Annotated in this window: 23 protein-coding genes; 9 read left to right on the forward strand and 14 right to left on the reverse strand. The window is 37.6% G+C overall.

Features of this window, described 5'->3' with window-relative positions:
* The first annotated feature begins 114 nt into the window (after positions 1–114).
* Positions 115–570 (forward strand): hypothetical protein, encoded by a 456-nt coding sequence (locus LZP85_RS10885; protein WP_142925390.1) that lies wholly within the window; start codon positions 115–117, stop codon positions 568–570.
* Between the two features lie 25 nt (positions 571–595).
* Here the strand turns inward: LZP85_RS10885 and LZP85_RS10890 are convergent, their stop codons facing one another.
* On the reverse strand, positions 596–1021 hold the full coding sequence (locus tag LZP85_RS10890) for a DUF6843 domain-containing protein (RefSeq protein ID WP_061786392.1): 426 nt from the start codon (positions 1019–1021) through the stop codon (positions 596–598).
* Between the two features lie 178 nt (positions 1022–1199).
* Between LZP85_RS10890 and LZP85_RS10895 the strand changes: the two genes are divergently transcribed.
* The gene (locus tag LZP85_RS10895; protein ID WP_167556126.1) at positions 1200–1340 is read left to right on the forward strand and encodes a hypothetical protein; all 141 of its coding nucleotides are present in this window, start codon (positions 1200–1202) and stop codon (positions 1338–1340) included.
* A 51-nt stretch (positions 1341–1391) separates the two neighbouring features.
* Here the strand turns inward: LZP85_RS10895 and LZP85_RS10900 are convergent, their stop codons facing one another.
* The 9 genes from LZP85_RS10900 to lepB form a co-directional block, all read right to left on the reverse strand.
* Complete coding sequence (locus tag LZP85_RS10900; protein WP_206782740.1) at positions 1392–1808, reverse strand: DUF350 domain-containing protein; 417 nt, start codon at positions 1806–1808, stop codon at positions 1392–1394.
* On the reverse strand, positions 1801–3093 hold the full coding sequence (locus tag LZP85_RS10905) for a glutathionylspermidine synthase family protein (RefSeq protein ID WP_119543897.1): 1293 nt from the start codon (positions 3091–3093) through the stop codon (positions 1801–1803). The genes LZP85_RS10900 and LZP85_RS10905 overlap by 8 nt, the downstream gene beginning before the upstream one ends.
* 2 nt (positions 3094–3095) lie before the next feature.
* Positions 3096–3392 (reverse strand): hypothetical protein, encoded by a 297-nt coding sequence (locus LZP85_RS10910; protein ID WP_025911357.1) that lies wholly within the window; start codon positions 3390–3392, stop codon positions 3096–3098.
* 12 nt (positions 3393–3404) lie between these two features.
* Positions 3405–3851, reverse strand: coding sequence for a hypothetical protein (locus tag LZP85_RS10915; RefSeq protein WP_035321291.1), 447 nt, complete (start codon positions 3849–3851; stop codon positions 3405–3407).
* 587 nt (positions 3852–4438) lie between these two features.
* A complete protein-coding gene (locus tag LZP85_RS10920; RefSeq protein ID WP_025911306.1) occupies positions 4439–4906 on the reverse strand; it encodes a hypothetical protein in 468 nt (155 codons plus the stop codon).
* 96 nt (positions 4907–5002) lie between these two features.
* Positions 5003–6220, reverse strand: coding sequence for a threonine synthase (locus tag LZP85_RS10925; RefSeq protein ID WP_206782725.1), 1218 nt, complete (start codon positions 6218–6220; stop codon positions 5003–5005).
* 357 nt (positions 6221–6577) lie between these two features.
* On the reverse strand, positions 6578–7480 hold the full coding sequence (locus LZP85_RS10930) for a sulfite exporter TauE/SafE family protein (protein WP_100348180.1): 903 nt from the start codon (positions 7478–7480) through the stop codon (positions 6578–6580).
* Positions 7481–7723: 243 nt separating this feature from the next.
* Positions 7724–8827 carry an oxidoreductase gene (locus tag LZP85_RS10935; RefSeq protein ID WP_119544005.1) on the reverse strand — a complete coding sequence of 368 codons (1104 nt, stop codon included), beginning with the start codon at positions 8825–8827 and terminating at the stop codon, positions 7724–7726.
* Between the two features lie 82 nt (positions 8828–8909).
* Positions 8910–9464, reverse strand: coding sequence for a signal peptidase I (gene lepB, locus LZP85_RS10940; RefSeq protein ID WP_119544004.1), 555 nt, complete (start codon positions 9462–9464; stop codon positions 8910–8912).
* A gap of 341 nt (positions 9465–9805) precedes the next feature.
* On the opposite strand from lepB, the gene LZP85_RS10945 reads away from it, so the two are divergent.
* Complete coding sequence (locus LZP85_RS10945; protein WP_025911297.1) at positions 9806–10468, forward strand: hypothetical protein; 663 nt, start codon at positions 9806–9808, stop codon at positions 10466–10468.
* A 77-nt stretch (positions 10469–10545) separates the two neighbouring features.
* Here LZP85_RS10945 and LZP85_RS10950 read toward each other — a convergent pair whose 3' ends face one another.
* The gene (locus tag LZP85_RS10950) at positions 10546–11610 is read right to left on the reverse strand and encodes an undecaprenyldiphospho-muramoylpentapeptide beta-N-acetylglucosaminyltransferase (protein ID WP_025911295.1); all 1065 of its coding nucleotides are present in this window, start codon (positions 11608–11610) and stop codon (positions 10546–10548) included.
* A 181-nt stretch (positions 11611–11791) separates the two neighbouring features.
* On the opposite strand from LZP85_RS10950, the gene LZP85_RS10955 reads away from it, so the two are divergent.
* Positions 11792–12139, forward strand: a complete 348-nt coding sequence (locus LZP85_RS10955) for a CHY zinc finger protein (RefSeq protein ID WP_234561728.1) — start codon at positions 11792–11794, stop codon at positions 12137–12139.
* A 43-nt stretch (positions 12140–12182) separates the two neighbouring features.
* Here the strand turns inward: LZP85_RS10955 and LZP85_RS10960 are convergent, their stop codons facing one another.
* Positions 12183–12497, reverse strand: a complete 315-nt coding sequence (locus tag LZP85_RS10960) for an ArsR/SmtB family transcription factor (RefSeq protein WP_206833803.1) — start codon at positions 12495–12497, stop codon at positions 12183–12185.
* 177 nt (positions 12498–12674) lie between these two features.
* Between LZP85_RS10960 and LZP85_RS10965 the strand changes: the two genes are divergently transcribed.
* From LZP85_RS10965 to LZP85_RS10975, 3 genes are all read left to right on the forward strand, one after another.
* Positions 12675–12968, forward strand: coding sequence for a putative quinol monooxygenase (locus LZP85_RS10965; protein ID WP_025911289.1), 294 nt, complete (start codon positions 12675–12677; stop codon positions 12966–12968).
* Between the two features lie 241 nt (positions 12969–13209).
* A complete protein-coding gene (locus LZP85_RS10970; RefSeq protein WP_025911288.1) occupies positions 13210–13500 on the forward strand; it encodes a hypothetical protein in 291 nt (96 codons plus the stop codon).
* A 139-nt stretch (positions 13501–13639) separates the two neighbouring features.
* Positions 13640–14323: a DUF4397 domain-containing protein gene (locus tag LZP85_RS10975; protein WP_226638935.1), complete on the forward strand. Its 684-nt coding sequence runs from the start codon at positions 13640–13642 to the stop codon at positions 14321–14323.
* Positions 14324–14360: 37 nt separating this feature from the next.
* On the opposite strand, the gene LZP85_RS10980 is transcribed toward LZP85_RS10975, so the two are convergent.
* On the reverse strand, positions 14361–14927 hold the full coding sequence (locus tag LZP85_RS10980; RefSeq protein WP_182840874.1) for a GrpB family protein: 567 nt from the start codon (positions 14925–14927) through the stop codon (positions 14361–14363).
* A gap of 423 nt (positions 14928–15350) precedes the next feature.
* Between LZP85_RS10980 and LZP85_RS10985 the strand changes: the two genes are divergently transcribed.
* Positions 15351–18209 carry an N-acetylmuramoyl-L-alanine amidase family protein gene (locus LZP85_RS10985; protein WP_234561730.1) on the forward strand — a complete coding sequence of 953 codons (2859 nt, stop codon included), beginning with the start codon at positions 15351–15353 and terminating at the stop codon, positions 18207–18209.
* A gap of 28 nt (positions 18210–18237) precedes the next feature.
* Here the strand turns inward: LZP85_RS10985 and rpsN are convergent, their stop codons facing one another.
* Entirely contained in the window at positions 18238–18507 is a 270-nt protein-coding gene (gene rpsN / locus LZP85_RS10990) for a 30S ribosomal protein S14 (RefSeq protein ID WP_025909990.1), read from the reverse strand.
* 310 nt (positions 18508–18817) lie between these two features.
* Here rpsN and LZP85_RS10995 point away from each other — a divergent pair, with 310 nt between their 5' ends.
* On the forward strand, positions 18818–19093 hold the full coding sequence (locus LZP85_RS10995) for an AbrB/MazE/SpoVT family DNA-binding domain-containing protein (RefSeq protein WP_025909989.1): 276 nt from the start codon (positions 18818–18820) through the stop codon (positions 19091–19093).
* The last annotated feature ends 10 nt before the right edge of the window (positions 19094–19103 follow it).

Consider the following 19103-nt stretch of genomic DNA (forward strand, 5'->3'; position numbering starts at 1 on the left):
AAAGGTTTTTTATTGTTTTCCTGTAAAAGCTATGGTATGAATAATACAGAGAGTAAACGTTTAAAGTAAAAATACTCTTTACTTTTTCTAAAAGCTTTACAATTTGAGGTACAAATGATGACAAATCAACAAGAAAACAAAAAAGAATGCTTATATAAGTTTCATGATTTTATTTTAGTTCAATGTCCAAGCTGTCAACTTTGTGCTCGTATAACTTCAGTTAGCCATATCAATGGGTTACATCAGTGTGAATGCTCAAACTGCGGTTATGATGATAGTGCTTCACATAAAATGGAAATTTCTTTTGAATTTAAAGAAGGATTCGATCCCTTTTTCAACTTGCCTTTGTATTTAAAAACATCTTGTCCAAATCATTTGCTATGGGCATATAATTTAGAACACTTACAATACATTGAATCCTATGTTAAAGTCGGCCACCCAAGGCATATTCCCGAGCCCGATTTGTTCCATGTTTACGTTCCTAGCTGGGTTACAAGCAGCGAAGATCAAAAAGAAGCGCTAGCTAAAATTGAACAGCTCAAATTTAGTGTTTTTCATTCCGAAAAGTAGCCAGCACTCATAGCTGACTACTTTTTTAGTTTGATTTATATTCCCTTCTGTAATCACCTGCTTTGTCAAATTCATCTGCGCTTCCTACAAAGAAAAACTCAATTGTATGATTGGTATTTTCTGTCCCTTCCGTTGCGCCATGAATCATTTTTCCTGGTTTTAACTCTTTTCTATCGCCACCGTCGCTTACATAGTAATATTTATTCGTAGCCCATCCTTCATGCGTCAGTAACGTTTTTGTTCGACTTCTGCCGTTTTGGTCAATATGAAAAACTGTATATTCCCCTTCCATTTCCGTAGGTTGCCCGTTATCTTTATCATATTCAACCGCCACCCAACCTCTATATCCATCGGGAATTAAATAGAGGCTTGGCCTAGCTGTTTCATTTGAACGACTGCAACTTATTAATAGCATCATTGTAAAGCTTAACAACAAAAATCTCTTTTTCATTCATTCACCCTCTTTAATTTATTCAGTATAAAAGGCTGTATTTAGTGTTTGTTTTGAATATAAAACTATGCGAACGAACACGAGAAAAATATATGCTGAATGATAATTTCTACAGAGAATTATTTTTATTATTTTTTCACATAATAAAAGTAAGACTTTTAATTGTGGAGGAAAGCACATGGGCTATTTGTTTTTATTTATTTTGCTGTTTGTGATTCCTTTTTATATGCAGCAACGAATTGTTCAAGCCGATCGAGCTCATACAAAAGAGCTTCTTGATGCTGAGCAATCCAAAGTACCAAAAAGCGATTCCCCTTAATCAAGGAATCGCCTTTTGTCTATCGTTCATTCTTTAACATTTCAGCTAACGTTAATAAGTTAAGCTTCCCGCAACAATAAAGCCAACAGCAATCGCAGCAGCAAACAGCGTAAAACCAACGGCAATATTACCTTCTTCAACTTTCTTTGCCAAGTTTGTTTTAGGTGTCATAACGTATTCAATAATCCAATAAGCAATCACCTGTGTTACAATTCCCACTATGCCCCAAACAGCTGCATCAACTAAGTTAAAGCTATTGCTCCAAACCGTGTAAATAACAATTGCAAGACCAATTCCTTTTCCCCATAACTTAAGTGCAACGGCAAGGTTTCCTTTTCGAATAAGTTCACGGTCATTAAACTTTGTTGTTAATTCAAATACGATAATTCCAAGAAATAACAAAAATAAACCTACAACTACGTGAGCTAGAAAGCTACCAATACTTCCCCATTCAATCCATTCAGTCAACGCCATTTTTTTCATCCTCACTTTCATTTTTTAATCCAATTGGCAAATAATAAGATGCATTATCAGTAATTTGATTTCCCGCTCGAATACCAACTGCACTCGGCCTTCCATTTAGTAAAAAGCAACCATACATAATATGGGCTGTTTGTTTTCCTTTCTCTGTGACAATTTCTGCTATGTCAAGTTCTAAGAATTGTTGATAAACAGGCACTTCATCTTCATACGTTTTTTGTGCGTCCTCAGCCACTTTTTTACCTGAACCTTCATATATTTCAACCGTATCACCTTCTCGACCAAACGAAGGCTTTTTTACATAAGGCTTTTGACTTTTTATAAAAACATCTTCTTCTAAATATGTAGGTAAGAAATAAGTATAAATCCATTCATGCTCTTCTTTTGTAAAAAACGGATGCTTCTGCTCATACAGGCCCCAAATCACAACTTGAATTGCTTTTGATTGCAATAAAAAAGCAGATGGCGGATTGATAATTGCGAGTTGTTTATCTTTGACAAGCTTTAAAAGCATCTCACCAACGCCTTCATCTGTAACTGGATCTCTATCGTTCACTAAGTGCTCAATGGGATACGTTTGTCGATAAAGAACGTCAATTTTCTGCCCGGTCGTATCATATAGTCCTGGCTCTAAAACAAGCTCTCCTTGTTCATATATTGGCTTATCTACAATTCTAAGCTTATCTAACGGTTCATACCTTGCTTTTACATTGGCTTGTTCCATTAAATACGTTGTTGTCCATTTGTCTTCTTCATGGTCACCATGGGATGAAAAAACAATATGCGGATACGTCGTCTTCCCAAGCTTTTCATAAGCTTTGAAAATGGCTTCTTTTAATACACGAGATAAATGTTCTTCTTCTTTTTGATTAGGATCATGTAAACCAAACTGCTTGCAAACACGACGATTCACGTGGAATAATTCTTTAATGAAGGTAGGAGTGTCCGCATTTAACTCCATCACTTTGATACCAGATTCGTTAACGATGAAATCAATTCGAGAAATCACAGTTTCTACCTCCATGGTCTGAAGCCGAATATAAGGTAAAACTTCTTTTGGAAATCCTAATGATTGCAACGTTTCGTCGTCAAGCGCTCGCAAAAGATGAGCTGTTTTAAAAAATACATGCCCCACTCGATCTGCAGCGGTTTTAACCTGCTTAATTTTTTCTGCCTTTTCGACTTTTATATCGTATAAAGCGTACTCTTCATCGTATAAATCATGCCAAAACGAGTCGATATTTTTATAGAATTGTTTGCGTATATCGGTCATGTTTATCCCCCAAAACCACCTTTAGTCCCTGATCCAATTCCAGATTTATAAGATTTATAGGATGAGTCACTTGTTAAGGATTTTTTAGAGCTATATGTTTTTCCATTATGATAGTAGTGCCCTCCACCAGTTGTACTTGATGAGCTATCACAATAATATGTTTGAGTATCTTCATCCCAATCCCAGTCTCTACAGCTGTCATCATCCGGTTCAGGAGGGCGATTCGACCCGCAGCCAACGAGTGAAGTAACCATTACAGTGGTTAAAACGCCAGCCATCATTTTTTTTGTTTTTGACATCTTTCTTCCTCCTCAATACTTAACTCCTGTTTCGGTGACATATAGTACATATACTTTTCGGTCTTCATCAATTTCTGCTGAGTCCCGCTCCCATTCTCGACCGTTGAAATAACTATAAACAGTGCCTAAATATGAGAGCACTTCAAGGTGATTGGAGAGGGACTTGATTGTAAGCAACGGGTGATTACGATACGAATTCAGTTCTCGAATTTCAAGCGTTAAATATTCGCTATCACTTTCCTTCTCCTCTTTAGGAGCATGCTCATATTCATCAACGTAGATTACATGAATATCATCTTCAAAAGCAGACGAACGCTGCTTATAGGTAACACCTTCTTTTACGAAAAATTCACATTCCCTCCGAGCAAGCACTTGTTCTAGTTCAATAGACTCATAATGATAAATAGAAGTATATGTTTCATTTAATTTCAATAGACGGTATTCCAACAAACTCTCCATCTTTTTTCACCTCCGTTTGTGACGATTGTGTGACATTACACCATTATATACGCGACGCAAACATGAAAGTTTCAAATTTTTAACAACATTTTCTCAAAAAAATCGATTCAGCTGTCTGAATCGACTAGATATCATTGATTTTAATATGATCATTTCATATGAGCCTTGTACTAATAATGTAATAACTTAATAACCTACAGCACCTACCTAATAATAACAAATTCTGTAATAGAAAAAAGTACAAAACTTACTATTGCGATAAGAAGCCCTCTCTCAATCTATACAAAATCTCGTTAAGAATTTTGTCAAACTAGTACATGTAACTTACAAAAAAGAAACTCGGACGTAACTACATGGTTCCTTTTCACAGACGAATCATGACTGTTCTAACATCGTTAAGTTGTAAAAACAAGTTCGTTCCATTGCGCTGCAGACACTCACTTTCTGCGGGAAGTCGAGTGTCTTACGCTCCATTCCACTTTTTTTAAAACTTGTTTTTCAAATCAACAAAAAATCCGAAAGATTGAGAGTTAACTCTCAATCTTTCGGATAAATCATTGACTGAAACACTTATGCCCCAGCCCCTTTTACTCTTTGCTACCTCTCGATATTAGTTCAAAACCTCCGCTAAAAGGGTCAAAAGCATACTTTAACACTTGCTCTCCACGCGCAACTGTAAGTAAATATTGTCTCTTTTGAGAATTCTGAGGACCATTTGCTTCATATACTTTATCACCTTCCATAAATTGAGATAGAAGAAGCTGTTCTCGCTGGGCGAGTATATCTTTTGCCTCTTCGTAACTATATAATGGAAGGTTGTTTGTATAAATAACTGGGACAAATACTAACACAATAATGGCTGCTGTAAAGAACCCTTGTCGAGCTACTCGCATCATTCGGTTCGGTCGCTTTGATAATAAAATAGCAGCTGCTATTACAGCTATAAGCGGGACAATATAAAATTCTACCAATGGAATATTGGCAAATACGGATCGATTAATTCCTAAAACAATAATTTCGATTGCTGCTACAAGAACTAGAATAAAATAAACCACAAACTTCTTTCACACCTTTATATTCCAATGCAGATTATATAATCTTCATTCGGTCATTTTTATTCTTATTGTACCATAGCACTACTAAATTAAGCATTATCTGATAAATGAAATTCGATCACTAGGTTGTAAAACTTCTACATGTTCTTCTACGCTCTCTGGGTATTTAATTCCTTGTCCTGTATTTAAGCAAACTATGTGCTCCGTTCCTTTTAGCCACCCACTCGCTTTTAGTTGTCTCACCGCAGCAAAGGTCGCTGCCCCTTCCGGACAGACGAAAGCCCCTTCTAGTTCAGCTATCAAGGACTGTTCTTTTGTAATTTCTTCATCCGTTACAGCAACGGCACAGCCCCTTGACTGATACAGTGCGTCTAAAACTAAGAAGTCTCCAATAGCTTTAGGTACGTTAATTCCAAATGCTTTTGTTGTTGAATTCTCCCAAAACACCGACTCTTTTTCACCATTTTCCCAAGCTGATACAATTGGTGCACACCCTGATGCTTGTACCGCAACGAGCTTTGGCATTTGCCCTTCTACCCAACCTAAAGCCTGCATTTCACAAATGGCTTTGTAGATACCAATTAGACCTACGCCTCCACCTGTGGGGTATAGAATAACATCAGGTAGCTTCCATTCCAACTGTTCGGCAATTTCATACCCCATCGTTTTCTTTCCTTCAATGCGATACGGCTCTTTGAGCGTTGAAACATCATAAACCCCCGCTTCATTTACTAGCTGACTAATAATTTTACCTGCGTCGCTAATTAAACCGTCAACTAAATAAAGGTTGGCTCCTGCAATTGCGCACTCTTTTCTTGTGATTAACGGTGCGTCAACCGGCATAACGATATGTGACTTAATTGATGCTCTTGTAGCGTATAACGACCACGCTGCTCCAGCATTTCCATTTGTAGGCATTGCTAGTTCTTTAATGCCAAGCTCTTTCGCTTTTGAGACGCCAACAGCTGCCCCTCTAGCTTTAAATGAACCTGTTGGTACAAGTCCTTCATCCTTCATATGTAGCTTTTCTACTCCTAGACGCCTGCCAAGCTTTTGCATTTCAATTAAAGGCGTCATGCCTTCGCCTAAAGATACAACATTACATTCATTCTGAACCGGCAAAACTTCGTGATAGCGCCATAAGGTTGGCGGACGCTTTTCAATCTCTTCTTTGGTTACACGATTTTTTACTCTTTGTAAATCATATGAAACTAAAAGTGGTGAGCCGCATGTGCAAAGCTGCTGCACTTTCGATGCATCATATTTCTTTTGACATTTTGGACAAGATAACGATTCTACATAGCTAAACGGCATATCAATAGCTCCTTTCTTTTATAAGGCAATATATACATGAGGGTGGGACATAACAAAACAAATTTTCAAAAAGAAGAACAACTCCTTTTCTCATCTCTTTACATTGTCAGAATACGTTTGTTCGATTGCGCTACGGCCACTTGCTTTCCGCGGGGAGGAACCTGAGCTTCCTCGCTGCGCTGCGGGATCTCAGTTTTCCCTCTCTTTCCCGCAGGAGTTAAGTGTCTTACGCTCCATTCCACCCTGTTTCCAAAATCGTTTTCACAATCAACAAAAAACCTGAACGATTAAAAGTGAGGAGCCCTCAACCGTTTAGGTTTATCATTGGCTGAATTACTTATGTCCCAGCCTCACTCTTTAATTATTTACCACTTTATTTGCAAGGTTTCCTGCTTCTTTTTTTTCTTTTTGACCTCTTCTTAACGCTAACGTGATGGAAGCAGCCCAAACAATTAAAATAAACGCATAGATAGCTGTTTGCATAGGAGTAGAAACAGAGCTAGACATTAAAAGAGTTCGTGCATTAGTCAAAATAATAAAGCCACCTACCAACGCCCCTAATAAATGTGCTGGAATAATTCGTACAAGCCAAGCTGCGATTGGCGCTGCAATAATTCCACCAATCATTAAAGCAGCTACCCACATCCAGTTCACTTGTTCCCAACCAAGCGAAATTAAGAATCCTAAAGTAGCTGAAACCGCAATAGCAAACTCACTCGTGTCTACTGTACCAATAACTTTACGAGCACTCAATCCACGTTTTGTTAATAAAACTGGGGTAGCAATTGGTCCCCATCCTCCTCCCCCCGTAGCATCAGCGAATCCCGCTATTAACCCCAAAGGAATTGATTGTTTTGCAGATAATGGCTTTGCTTCCCTTTCCTCACTCACTTTAAAAATAAATAAAAACCGAATTAAAACGTAAACCCCTAATAGCAGTAAAAATGTAGAGATATAAGGCTTTACCATATCACCTGGTATGTTACTTAAAAAACACGCTCCAACAAACGCTCCAATTGACCCTGGAATTACTAAGCGTAATACGGTTGTCTTATCAACATTTCCAAATCTAATATGGGAAGCTCCTGATGCAGCAGTCGTTACGACCTCCGCTAAATGAACGGATGCAGATGCAACAGCAGGTGCAATTCCAAAGGTGAGTAATAGCGTGGTTGATGTAACTCCGTAAGCCATTCCTAACGATCCATCAATTAATTGAGCGAAAAATCCGATAATTGCAAACGTAAGTAGTTTTTTCATTTTTTATTTCCTTACCCTTTCATGATGATAAATTGTTTTCTTTTATAGTTAAAGTCCTTTTTGTATTTGGGTAACAAAAAAAGACTCCTAACCTATTGTTAGAAGCCTTCGGTTTTTCCGATCAGCCCACTCATTGCTAGCTACAGTATATTCAGCTTTTATGAGATGGTTTCATTTTAATTCAAACTATTCCTAGAAGTCAACTATGTTTTTTTGAAAATCATAAATAATGATTTCTCTTTTTTAAAGTTCCTCCAATAAATCTTCAACCTCATTACTATCTACTTTTTGATAAGCTTCAACTTCTTCTAATTCAGGAACCTTTCCATAGAATGGCTCTTCGCTTCTTCTTACTTTTTCCACCCAGTAAGGATCTAGATTTAAAGCTTGTTGAATCGTTACCATTGATAACTTTCCTCTAATTGCCTCCTCCACTTGTAAAGGTGTAAATAAATTTCCTCCGCTAATAATGGGAATGCGCTGATTTACATGTTTAATAATCGCTGGCACAACCTCAGCCTCACCCTCTTTATGATGCGTTGTTTTAGCATGAAAAGATTTGACTTCTAAATGAACATAGTCAACTTTTTCTTCAATTAACTGATCAATCCATACCATGGTATCATCTACCTTATTGCCTCCATATCCCTTTTCCTCCGGAGTCATCGCATAACCAAGTAAAAAGGGTCTATTAGTAGTATTTTTAATAACTTTGGAGACCGTGCGAATGACTTGAATTGAAAAAGATAGGCGATTTTCAGCTGTTCCTCCAAAAGTATCTTTACGATGATTTGCTTGCTTTGAAGTAAACTGCTGTAAAAGATGCCCGCTTCCTCCTTCAATTTCAACCCCATCAAAGCCAGCTTGAATAGCACGCTCGGTTGCACGAGCAAATGCGTGTAACGTATGATCTATTTGAGGTTCATTCAGTTCTTTTGGTTTTTTTCCTTTTCTACGGACCGCCACCCTGCTAGGAGCAACTGCTTCGTCCCCAACTTTTAAATACTCAGCTGACAAAGCTCCACCATGAGAGATGCGCAAAATCGTTTTAACCTTCATTCTTTTTGCCATGGCTGTAAATTCATGGAGTTTTCTTGCTACATAATCTCTATGAATCCCTAATTGACCATCCATTGTCTTTCCGCCTTCTTCTATATAAGCGGGGCCTACTATCACCATGCTAACATCCTTGATTCGCTCTCGATAAAAAGCCATATCTTTATCAGACAACTCTCCATTTTCATGAGAACTCTGCGTAAATAAAGGCCCCATAACAAGGCGATTTTTCATTTCCATTCCGTGGACAAATTTAAAATGTTTAAATAATTTTTCATATGAGGCGTTCAAAGGTTTCACACCCTTTTTTCTTTTAGCTTGGCTTTTATTTCAATCCTTTATGACGATTTATCACATAAAAAAGGAACGTTATTTAGTAAACGTTCCTTACGTCCTGAATGGGGTAGAAAACAAATTCTGCCTTTCCTACTACATCATTGATGTTAACATTCCCTAATCCATTTCGACTATCTTTGCTATATAATCGATTATCACCCATTACAAATATTGAGTCTGAAGGGACCTTAATTGGGCCAAAATCTCCGGTTAACTGCATTTGTAAGTATCGAGCCGCTTGTAAATTACGCTCTAAATACGGTTCTTTTACTTTCTTATCATTAATATATAATTCATCATCTTTCATTTCAATTTTCTCTCCAGGTAACCCAACTACTCGTTTTACATAATGCTTAGCTTCTCCACTTCCATCAACAATGATAATATCTCCACGTTGCAAATCATGGATAGCGTAAGACAATTTGTTAACAAACAATCGTTCCCCATTTTCTAGCGTCGGGTTCATCGAAGCTCCTTGGACTATATATGGGCCAAATATAAAAGTGCGAATAATATATATAAGTGCAATTATGCAGACTAAGGACTTAAACAGACTTCTCAGCTGATCACTTGTCGTCTTTTCAGTAGCCATGTTTTGAACTCCTTTATTGAAACATTCATTTGTTTTACTATTTTCTTCTTTACACATTTATTCTCATTACATAGTAGAAAGACTAACTTACATAGTAAAAAAAATAACCCCTAATTTAATATTAGAGGTTTCCATTACGCAAGTTACGTCTTTACCCCTCTTATTATATCATCATGAAGCTAATAGAGACTAGCTTTTACATATTCTTTATCAAATTGTCATTTTTTTATCATACTTCATCATATTGCCTAATGAGGTGATAAGTAAAGAATAATGCATAATTTACTCTATCTGTTAAAAGCTAACCAATAACAAACAATCAGATGAAAGGAGTAATCTACATGAGAAAAATTATCCTTCTCTTAACAACATTAATGCTGTTTTTCACCTGTACCTCTACCTCATGGGCTGCTGAAGAACCACGCTTTCAGTATCGCTATAACTATACCGAGCTAAGAGAGTTTTTACATATAAATAGTAAAGAATTTAAAAAAGAATGGAAAAGTGGCACGACGATTGCTCAAATGGCCGAAAAACGAAATATTAATGAGCAGGAACTTCTTTTATTTTTAGCGGATAAGCAATTTTCTCAGCTTGATCGGGCTCTTCAAAAAGGGGAAATTGATAAAGATTTTTATCATAACTATTCCATGACGTTAATGCGCGATAATATCTTGTCCTTTATTCATGCCAATGATCACAAATCTACCGCTAAGAGAATAGATAAACCCATTAAAACGTTAGCAGGAAAAACAGCACATTGGCGTGGCAAAGTAGAATTTCTAAAAGAAGAAGGCGAAGTTAAAAGCTATACCACCGTGCAACCTATTCAAAAAGAAAATGCCGAACAGCTTCTTTCTGTTGATACGGTATTAAGTAATAACCTTAAAGCTTATGACGTAAAAGACAGCAGCCAAGTAACAGAAGACATTACGTTTGCCATGATTGAAGTAACATGGGAAAAAGAAGGCAAAAAGCAAAAAGAAACGATTGTTGTAAAGTAAACCCATCAACTTTCCCATAAAAAAAATCAGCTCCTTATTATAGCAGCTGATTTTTTTTGGTACTTAAATTACATGCTTTAAATTTGATTTATCTCTTTCACTAACACAGAAATAGCGTCTGTTTTTGTCGCTTCACGCATTGTACGCTTCATTTCACTTGCTTGTTTTTGAAGAAGCTCTAATTCTTGTAAAAATGTTTCTTTTGTAATCTGCTCTTCTTCTAAAACGGTACAGTAACCTTTCTTTTGAAAGGCTTTTGCATTCAGGATTTGATCTCCTCTGCTTTGCGCTTTAGATAAAGGAATAATCATCATTGGCTTATGAAGAGCTAAAAATTCGAAAATAGCATTAGATCCTCCGCGCGTAATGACGTAATCAGTCGCTGCTAACACGTCAGGTAGCTCTTCGTTCACGTACTCTAACTGGCGATAGCTCGGCAAGTTCACTAAGCTCTCATCAACGTTGCCTTTTCCACACAGGTGTACAATTTGGAACTTTCTTTGAAGTTCTGGAAGCGATTCACGAACAACTTCATTAATTTTTCGCGCACCTAAGCTTCCACCCATGATTGTAAGAATTGGCTTTTTATCATAAAAGCGGAGCCAGCTTTGACCGTTGTTTGCTTTTCCGTGAAATAATTCTCGACGAATCGGCGAACCCACAACCTGCACTTTTTCTTTCGGAAAATAAGCAGCTGCTTCGTCAAATGATGTGAAAATTTTTGTTGCAAAACGCTGAGCGATTTTATTTGCCAGTCCCGGAGTTAAATCACTCTCATGAATAAATACTGGAATATTAAGCGACTTCGCTGCCATAATGACAGGTACCGTTACAAATCCACCTTTAGAAAACACAAGCGAAGGTTTAAGCTTTTTTAACACTCGCCTTGCGTCTCCTACACCTTTAACTACTCGAAAGACGTCTTTTACATTTTCCATATCCACGTATCGACGAAGTTTCCCACTCGAAATCGCATAATACGGAATATCTAAGTTTGTAATTAATTCTTTTTCAATCCCATTATGAGAGCCTACATAGTGAATATCCCACTTCTCTTGATCTAACTCCTTCATAATAGCAATATTGGGAGTAACGTGGCCAGCTGTTCCCCCGCCAGTAAATACAATTACGTTCTTACTCATCTTATTTCCTCTCTTTACACTGCATTTCACGCATTTTTAATTTTCTATTCATTGAAAGATTCTTTGCCTTTGCCTTTGCCTTTATATAAATGATAAAGGCTTAACGCATTTATTATAACACCTTCTATGTATATATACTGTTTAAAATCCAAACGATGCTCAATTTCATGATACAATTAACATGTTTAGCTTTCAAAAGGATGTGATTCTCATTAAGAACGTTAAAGGAAAAACAATCGACCAAGAAACGCGTTGCGTTCATTATCATTCCGCTAAAGATATTATTTCAATAAAATTTTATTGCTGTGAAGACTACTATCCTTGCCATCGCTGTCATGAAGAAACAGCAGATCACTCAGCTAAAGTTTGGCCTCAAAAGCTGTTTAATACAAAAGCTATCCTCTGTGGTGCATGTCATAATGAGCTAAGCGTTACTGAGTACTTATCTTGTAAATCACGATGCCCACACTGCCAAGCTGCTTTCAATCCAGGGTGTAACTTGCATATTCACCTCTATTTTGAGGTCTAAGTGCTTCATTCATTAAGAAAAGCTGAACAAATTGTTCAGCTTTTTATAGTAACTCTTCGTTAACGTTAATCACTGCTGAGAGCAAACCTGGAAATAGCTCCTCTAGATCTTCTATTCGCAGTGAGTAAAAGTGCTGTGTTCCTTCAATTCTAACCTTGATAACTCCTGCTTCGCGCAGTACCTTAAAATGGTGGGATAGCGTTGATTTTGATACATTAAGCGTCTGATAATAAGAACAGTGACTCTCCTTTCTTTTCCCTAAACATTGTACAATACGCAAGCGATTTGGATCACTCAAAGCATGTAAGATAGACGTTAAACGAATTTCAGATTTGGATGGTTGATATGGATTTCTCATACGTAAAAGGTATCACATTCTCATACCTCTTTTCAATGTTTGATAATCTCCGAACTTTAATGCTTGCATGGCCACTTTTCAAGTGATATAGTGTTCATTGTTCGATGGTTTTCGAACTAATAAGACTAACGTTTTAAATACGACTAAAAAACCTTTTCATTTTAGGAGGAAATAAATATGATTACCATTCAAGCTTATATGAAAATTAATCCTGCAAAGCGCGATGCTTTTTTAGAAGCTATTCAAACATTAATTAAACATTCTACTGAAGAGGATGGAAACGTGAGCTATCAATTATTTGAAGACGCATTTGAAAAAAATTCATTTGTAATGCTTGAACAGTGGAAAGATGAGGCTTCTATTCAAGCTCATAATCAATCTGCTCACTTTGTATCGTTCGTTCAGTTTGCTAAAGATGGTGTGTTAGTAGCTCCTTTAGAAGCAAAAACTTCATTTTCTAAGCCCGAATAATTCAAAGCACTTTGAAAGTATGAGTCCAGCCAAGTTAATGGATACGCAACTGGTCACAAACAGTAAGTTCTATTTATAAAACGATCTATTATCCTGAGGTTCGCGCCATGTTAGAAAAGCATGGATTTCAGTTCAATGTAAAAAGCCTAAGCGAATAATTGCTTAGGCTTTTTTTCCTTTCTTTTTCCAAGTTCTATGCCTATAATAGTCATAGTCAATTATTAAGAAGGTGATTAGCGGTATGATTATTTTAAACGTAATACAAGTGGGAACGTTTCTTTTACTATTCGTTGCTTTTTTATGCTTATTCTGGACAATTAGACGCCCTAAACCTTGGAAAGGAATTGCGCTACTTGCGAGTTTTTTCGTTTGTTCTGCTCCTTTGCTTTATGCTCTATACGATGAATCCAAACATAACTATTTAGATGCAAATATTGGGCTGGGATTAGCCTATATCTTCACTTGGGGATTAACTACGTTGCTTGCAGTTATTGCTCTATTCCGCACATTTTTCTTACGCCCTTATCGCTAAAAGGGCCCCTAACAAAATGCACTACTTATCAACGAAGTAGTGCATTTTTTCGTATAGTTGCTTTTAATTTGTATACGCTAATAGTTGAACAGTTTCCTTACATACAACTGTCTCAAGATGAAATGAGGAGTGAAAGAACATGAAACGACTATTAGTTATACTTACGGCGATTATGCTGATTGCCATAAGCCGCACACTTGTATTTGCTTCTGAAACAAAAGCGCCTAACGAAGCAGTTCCTGCAAAGAATGCTGATGTTCGCATCGTACATGCTTCTCCAGATGCGCCTGCAGTTGATATCTTCTTAGATACAAAACCCGTTGTTGAAGGTGTTAAATTTAAAGATACTACGGATTTTTTACAAGTACCTGCTGGATCACATGAAGTAGAAGTTTATGCAACTGGTACAAAAGGAACAAAAGAGCCCGTAGTAAAAGCAACGCTTGTTGTAGAAGGTGGAAAGTCTTACACGATTGCTGCTATTAACAAAGTAAATATGTTAGAACTAAAAGCAATCTCCAACAATACGGTAAGAACGCCTGATAAAGCAAAAGTTCGTGTTGCTCACTTTTCACCTGATGCTCCAGCTGTTAACGTTGGACCAAAAGGAGCCGCTCCACTGTTTACAAATTTAGCATTCAAAACAGTATCTGACTACCAGACTCTTGCTCCTGGTGCTTATGATTTAAGCGTAACAACCGAAGATGGCAAAGAAATACTTGGACTTCCAGGTACTAAAGTAGAAAATGGTAAGAATTATACGGTTTTAGCCGTGAATACTGCAAGCCAACTTGAAACAATTATCTTAGAAGATACAAAGTAACGCTTAAAAAGCCAGCGCGTTTTTGCGCTGGCTTTTTCTATTTTATATCTGTTGATTGCAAAGTTTTAGAAGAAACATACGCTTGAATATAAGCCTGTTTTTCTTCCATATATCGCTCATAATTATTCCAGTATGAAGATGCAAGTTTGTTTTTAAGGTCTATATACCCTTCCTGTAGCCTTTCACTTTTCTTAAGTTCATCTTGAAACGCTAAGCAGCCATCCCAAAAGGCTGAATTAACAGCTGTTACGTACAGATGAGCGTGTTGAATATGAGTTGGTATTGCACAGTAGGAGTCATTTTCCTTTATATATTTTGGATAATGCGACAAAGAAGCCTCATCTTTTAGAGCAATAAATATATTCATTTCTTCTATATAAACATATGGGCCATTTTGCAATATTTCAATAACTGACGTTAAGTCCTCAGAACGTTGAACACCTATTAATACATCGATAATTGGAGAAGCCGACATATTGGGGATAGCTGTACTTCCAATATGCTTAACTTCAATTGAAAAGTCTTTAAGCATTGAGGTTACCTTTTCTTTTTCAAATGCATAAAGGACCGGCCATTTTGTTTCATAATTCACAAGTTCAACCAATGATCTCCACCTCTCTTTAGCTTTCTTTATAATTTACCACTAAATTAATTAAAAATAAATAATTTTCTAATAATTATTTATATACAATTTCCTCTTTCAAAAATTTTATGAAAATTGACCATTTCATTCTGAGCAATGTGGACTAAATTATTAATAAATACTCCATTTACTTGTTAATATTCCCTTATATATGCTTCTTTTTTTATGAATTAAAAGTTAACGCTAAAGCACTCTCCCTTTTTATCTTCCATTTGTTTAGGACAAATTCATTATACCGCCACCATTCGACATGTAGTATGATGGATAATGTAGGTAACTTAAGAGAAATATAGTTTTACCTTGAATTTTTGGTTAAGTTGCCGATATATGCTTTGAAATCCATTTTATTTTTAAGTAAATTTAGTAGAATGCAAGGAGGAAAAGATGAATAATAAACACATGATGTATGCAGTTTGTACAACTGCTGCTCTGAGCTCTTCGGCTCTTTTTTTTAATTTAGAAGCTGAAGCCGCTCAACCAGCGACTGTTAATGCCACATCATTAAACGTGCGGGCAATTCCAAGCACAAGTGGGGCAATCGTTGGCAAGCTGTATAAAGGAAACACAATTAATGTATTAACAGAACAACAAGGATGGGCAAAAATCCAACTTAATGGCAAAGACGCTTGGATATCAAGTGAATACATAGAGAAAAAAACATCATCCACAAATGTTGTTTCAAAACAAGCTACCGTGAATGCTAGCTCTTTAAACGTTCGTTCTGCCGCTAGCACTTCAGCTTCAATCGTTACCAACTTGCCGCGCAATGCCAAAGTAACCGTGATTAAAGAAAACGGAGACTGGTCGCAAATTAAAACGAGTGACGGTAAAACTGGCTGGGTTGCCAACAAATACTTAGCCGATGTGAAAGCTGATGCACCTAAAGATGAAGGTACGTCTGTTTCCAAACAAGCGACCGTGAATGCTAGCTCTTTAAACGTTCGCTCTGCCGCTAGCACTTCGGCTTCAATCGTTACCAACTTGCCTCGCAATGCCAAAGTAACCGTGATTAAAGAAAACGGAGACTGGTCGCAAATTAAAACGAGTGACGGTAAAACTGGCTGGGTTGCCAATCAATACTTAAAAGTGGGATCGGGATCTACTACTCCTTCTTCTGAAAGTGGGGGTACGTCTGTTTCCAAACAAGCGACCGTGAACGCTAGTTCTTTAAACGTTCGCTCTGCCGCTAGCACTTCGGCTTCAATCGTTACCAACTTGCCTCGTAACGCTAAGGTCACCGTGATTAAAGAAAACGGAGACTGGTCGCAGATTAAAACGAGTGACGGTAAAACTGGCTGGGTTGCCAACAAATACTTAGCCGATGTGAAAGCCGATGCACCTAAAGATGAAGGTACGTCTGTTTCCAAGCAAGCGACCGTGAATGCTAGTTCTTTAAACGTTCGTTCTGCCGCTAGCACTTCGGCTTCAATCGTTACCAACTTGCCGCGCAATGCCAAAGTAACCGTGATTAAAGAAAACGGAGACTGGTCGCAGATTAAAACGAGTGACGGTAAAACTGGCTGGGTTGCCAACAAATACTTAGCCGATGTAAAAGCTGATGCACCTAAAGATGACGGTACGTCTGTTTCCAAACAAGCGACCGTGAACGCTAGTTCTTTAAACGTTCGCTCTGCCGCTAGCACTTCGGCTTCAATCGTTACCAACTTGCCTCGTAACGCTAAGGTCACCGTGATTAAAGAAAACGGAGACTGGTCGCAGATTAAAACGAGTGACGGTAAAACTGGCTGGGTTGCCAACAAATACTTAGCCGATGTGAAAGCCGATGCACCTAAAGATGAAGGTACGTCTGTTTCCAAGCAAGCGACCGTGAATGCTAGTTCTTTAAACGTTCGCTCTGCCGCTAGCACTTCGGCTTCAATCGTTACCAACTTGCCGCGCAATGCCAAAGTAACCGTGATTAAAGAAAACGGAGACTGGTCGCAGATTAAAACGAGTGACGGCAAAACTGGCTGGGTTGCCAACAAATACTTAGCCGATGTGAAAGCCGATGCACCTAAAGATGAAGGTACGTCTGTTTCCAAACAAGCGACCGTGAACGCTAGTTCTTTAAACGTCCGCTCTGCCGCTAGCACTTCGGCTTCAATCGTTACCAACTTGCCGCGCAATGCCAAAGTAACCGTGATTAAAGAAAACGGAGACTGGTCGCAGATTAAAACGAGTGACGGTAAAACTGGCTGGGTTGCCAACAAATACTTAGCCGATGTGAAAGCCGATGCACCTAAAGATGAAGGTACGTCTGTTTCCAAGCAAGCGACCGTGAACGCTAGTTCTTTAAACGTTCGCTCTGCCGCTAGCACTTCGGCTTCAATCGTTACCAACTTGCCGCGCAATGCCAAAGTAACCGTGATTAAAGAAAACGGAGACTGGTCGCAGATTAAAACGAGTGACGGCAAAACTGGCTGGGTTGCCAACAAGTACTTAAAAGAAGGCTCTGACCAGCCTGAAACAAACAACCCAACTGAAAAGGTTACAATTACGAAAGCTGCTAACCTACGTACGCAGCCAAGTTTAAGTGCAAGCATTCTTCGCGTAGCACAAGTCGGGGAGTCATTTAATAAAGTAGCTGAGTCAAATGGTTGGGTTCAAATTCAATATTCTAGTTCTCAAACGGCTTGGGTATCAAAAGGACTAACGAGTACTGAAGCACCTTCAACACCAGGTGAAGTAACAAACCCAACTTCAGGTTTAGAAAAGAAGTTAATTGTTATTGATCCAGGTCATGGTGGTCATGATCCAGGAGCCGTTGGTCAAGACGAGCTTGAAAAGAACCTAGCACTAAGAACAGCTAAATTAGTAGCAGCACAAGTTGAAAGCGCAGGTGGTACTGTACTATTTACTCGTTCTGACGACACCTTCATTTCGTTAGATGGCCGAACAAAAATCAGCAACGCAAGCGAAGCTGATGCATTCGTTAGCATCCACTATAATGCAGGAAGCTCATCCGCTACTGGAATTGAGACTTATTACTATTCAGCTCGTGATCAAGAACTTGCAAAATACATTCAAGAGAGCATGGTGCAACACACAAATATGAGAGATCGTGGTGCGCAACAAGCTAACTTCTATGTATTAAAACATAATAATAAGCGTTCCGTTCTTGTTGAACTTGGGTTTGTATCTAATCCAAGTGAAGAAGATCGTATTGCAACAGAACAATATCAGCAGCAAGTTTCTCGTGGTATTGCAGAAGGTATCTCACGCTATTTTGCAGCTACAAAATAAAAAAACTCTCCTTTTATGGAGAGTTTTTTTACCAACTAGCTTTTTTCACACCAGGAACTTGCCCTTTATAAGCTAGTTCTCGAAATGCAATTCGGGACATTTGGAATTGACGTAAATAGCCCCTCGGTCTTCCTGTTACACGGCACCGATTCTTTAAACGAGTTGGTGAGGAGTCACGCGGCAGTTTTTGTAACGCTTCATAGTCCCCTTTTTCTTTTAGTTCCTGTCGAAGAAGTGCATACTTTTCTACCAATTGTTGACGTTTACGTTCTTTTACAACCTTTGATTTTTTAGCCAATGAATTCTCATCCTTTCAATGTTCTTTTTTGATAGTAATCATTCCGATTTAAAACTTATACTTTACGAGCAATTTCTATATTAAAACATAGGTAGAAGCTTAATGCAAGCATAACGTTTCATTATTTTATTAAAATAACATTTGAAATTTATTCCATTTTTTAGGCATTGTTTATAGATAAAGAAAACATTTCAATAATATTACAGTTCATTTACATCTCTATAACTTCGCTTTTATTTGTCGAATTGTAGTATATAATCAGTTGTAGAAATTCCAAAAATAATATTTCTAAAGTAAAGGTGATTAAAAAATGAAATCAACTGGTATTGTAAGAAAAGTTGACGATTTAGGTCGTATTGTAATTCCTAAAGAACTACGCCGTGTACTTGAAATAGATGTAAAAGATCCTGTAGAAATCTTTGTAGAAACTGATCGCATTATTTTAAAGAAGTATGAGCCTAACGGAGCTTGTGCAGTTACAGGAGAAGTATCATCTGACAACGTAACACTTGCTGATGGAAAGCTAACATTAAGTCGTGAAGGCATGGAGCGTTTGCTTGAAGAATTAAAACAACATAATATTTAATGAACTTAAA

The sequence above is a fragment of the Priestia flexa genome (genome assembly GCF_021441905.1).
Classification (GTDB): domain Bacteria; phylum Bacillota; class Bacilli; order Bacillales; family Bacillaceae_H; genus Priestia; species Priestia flexa.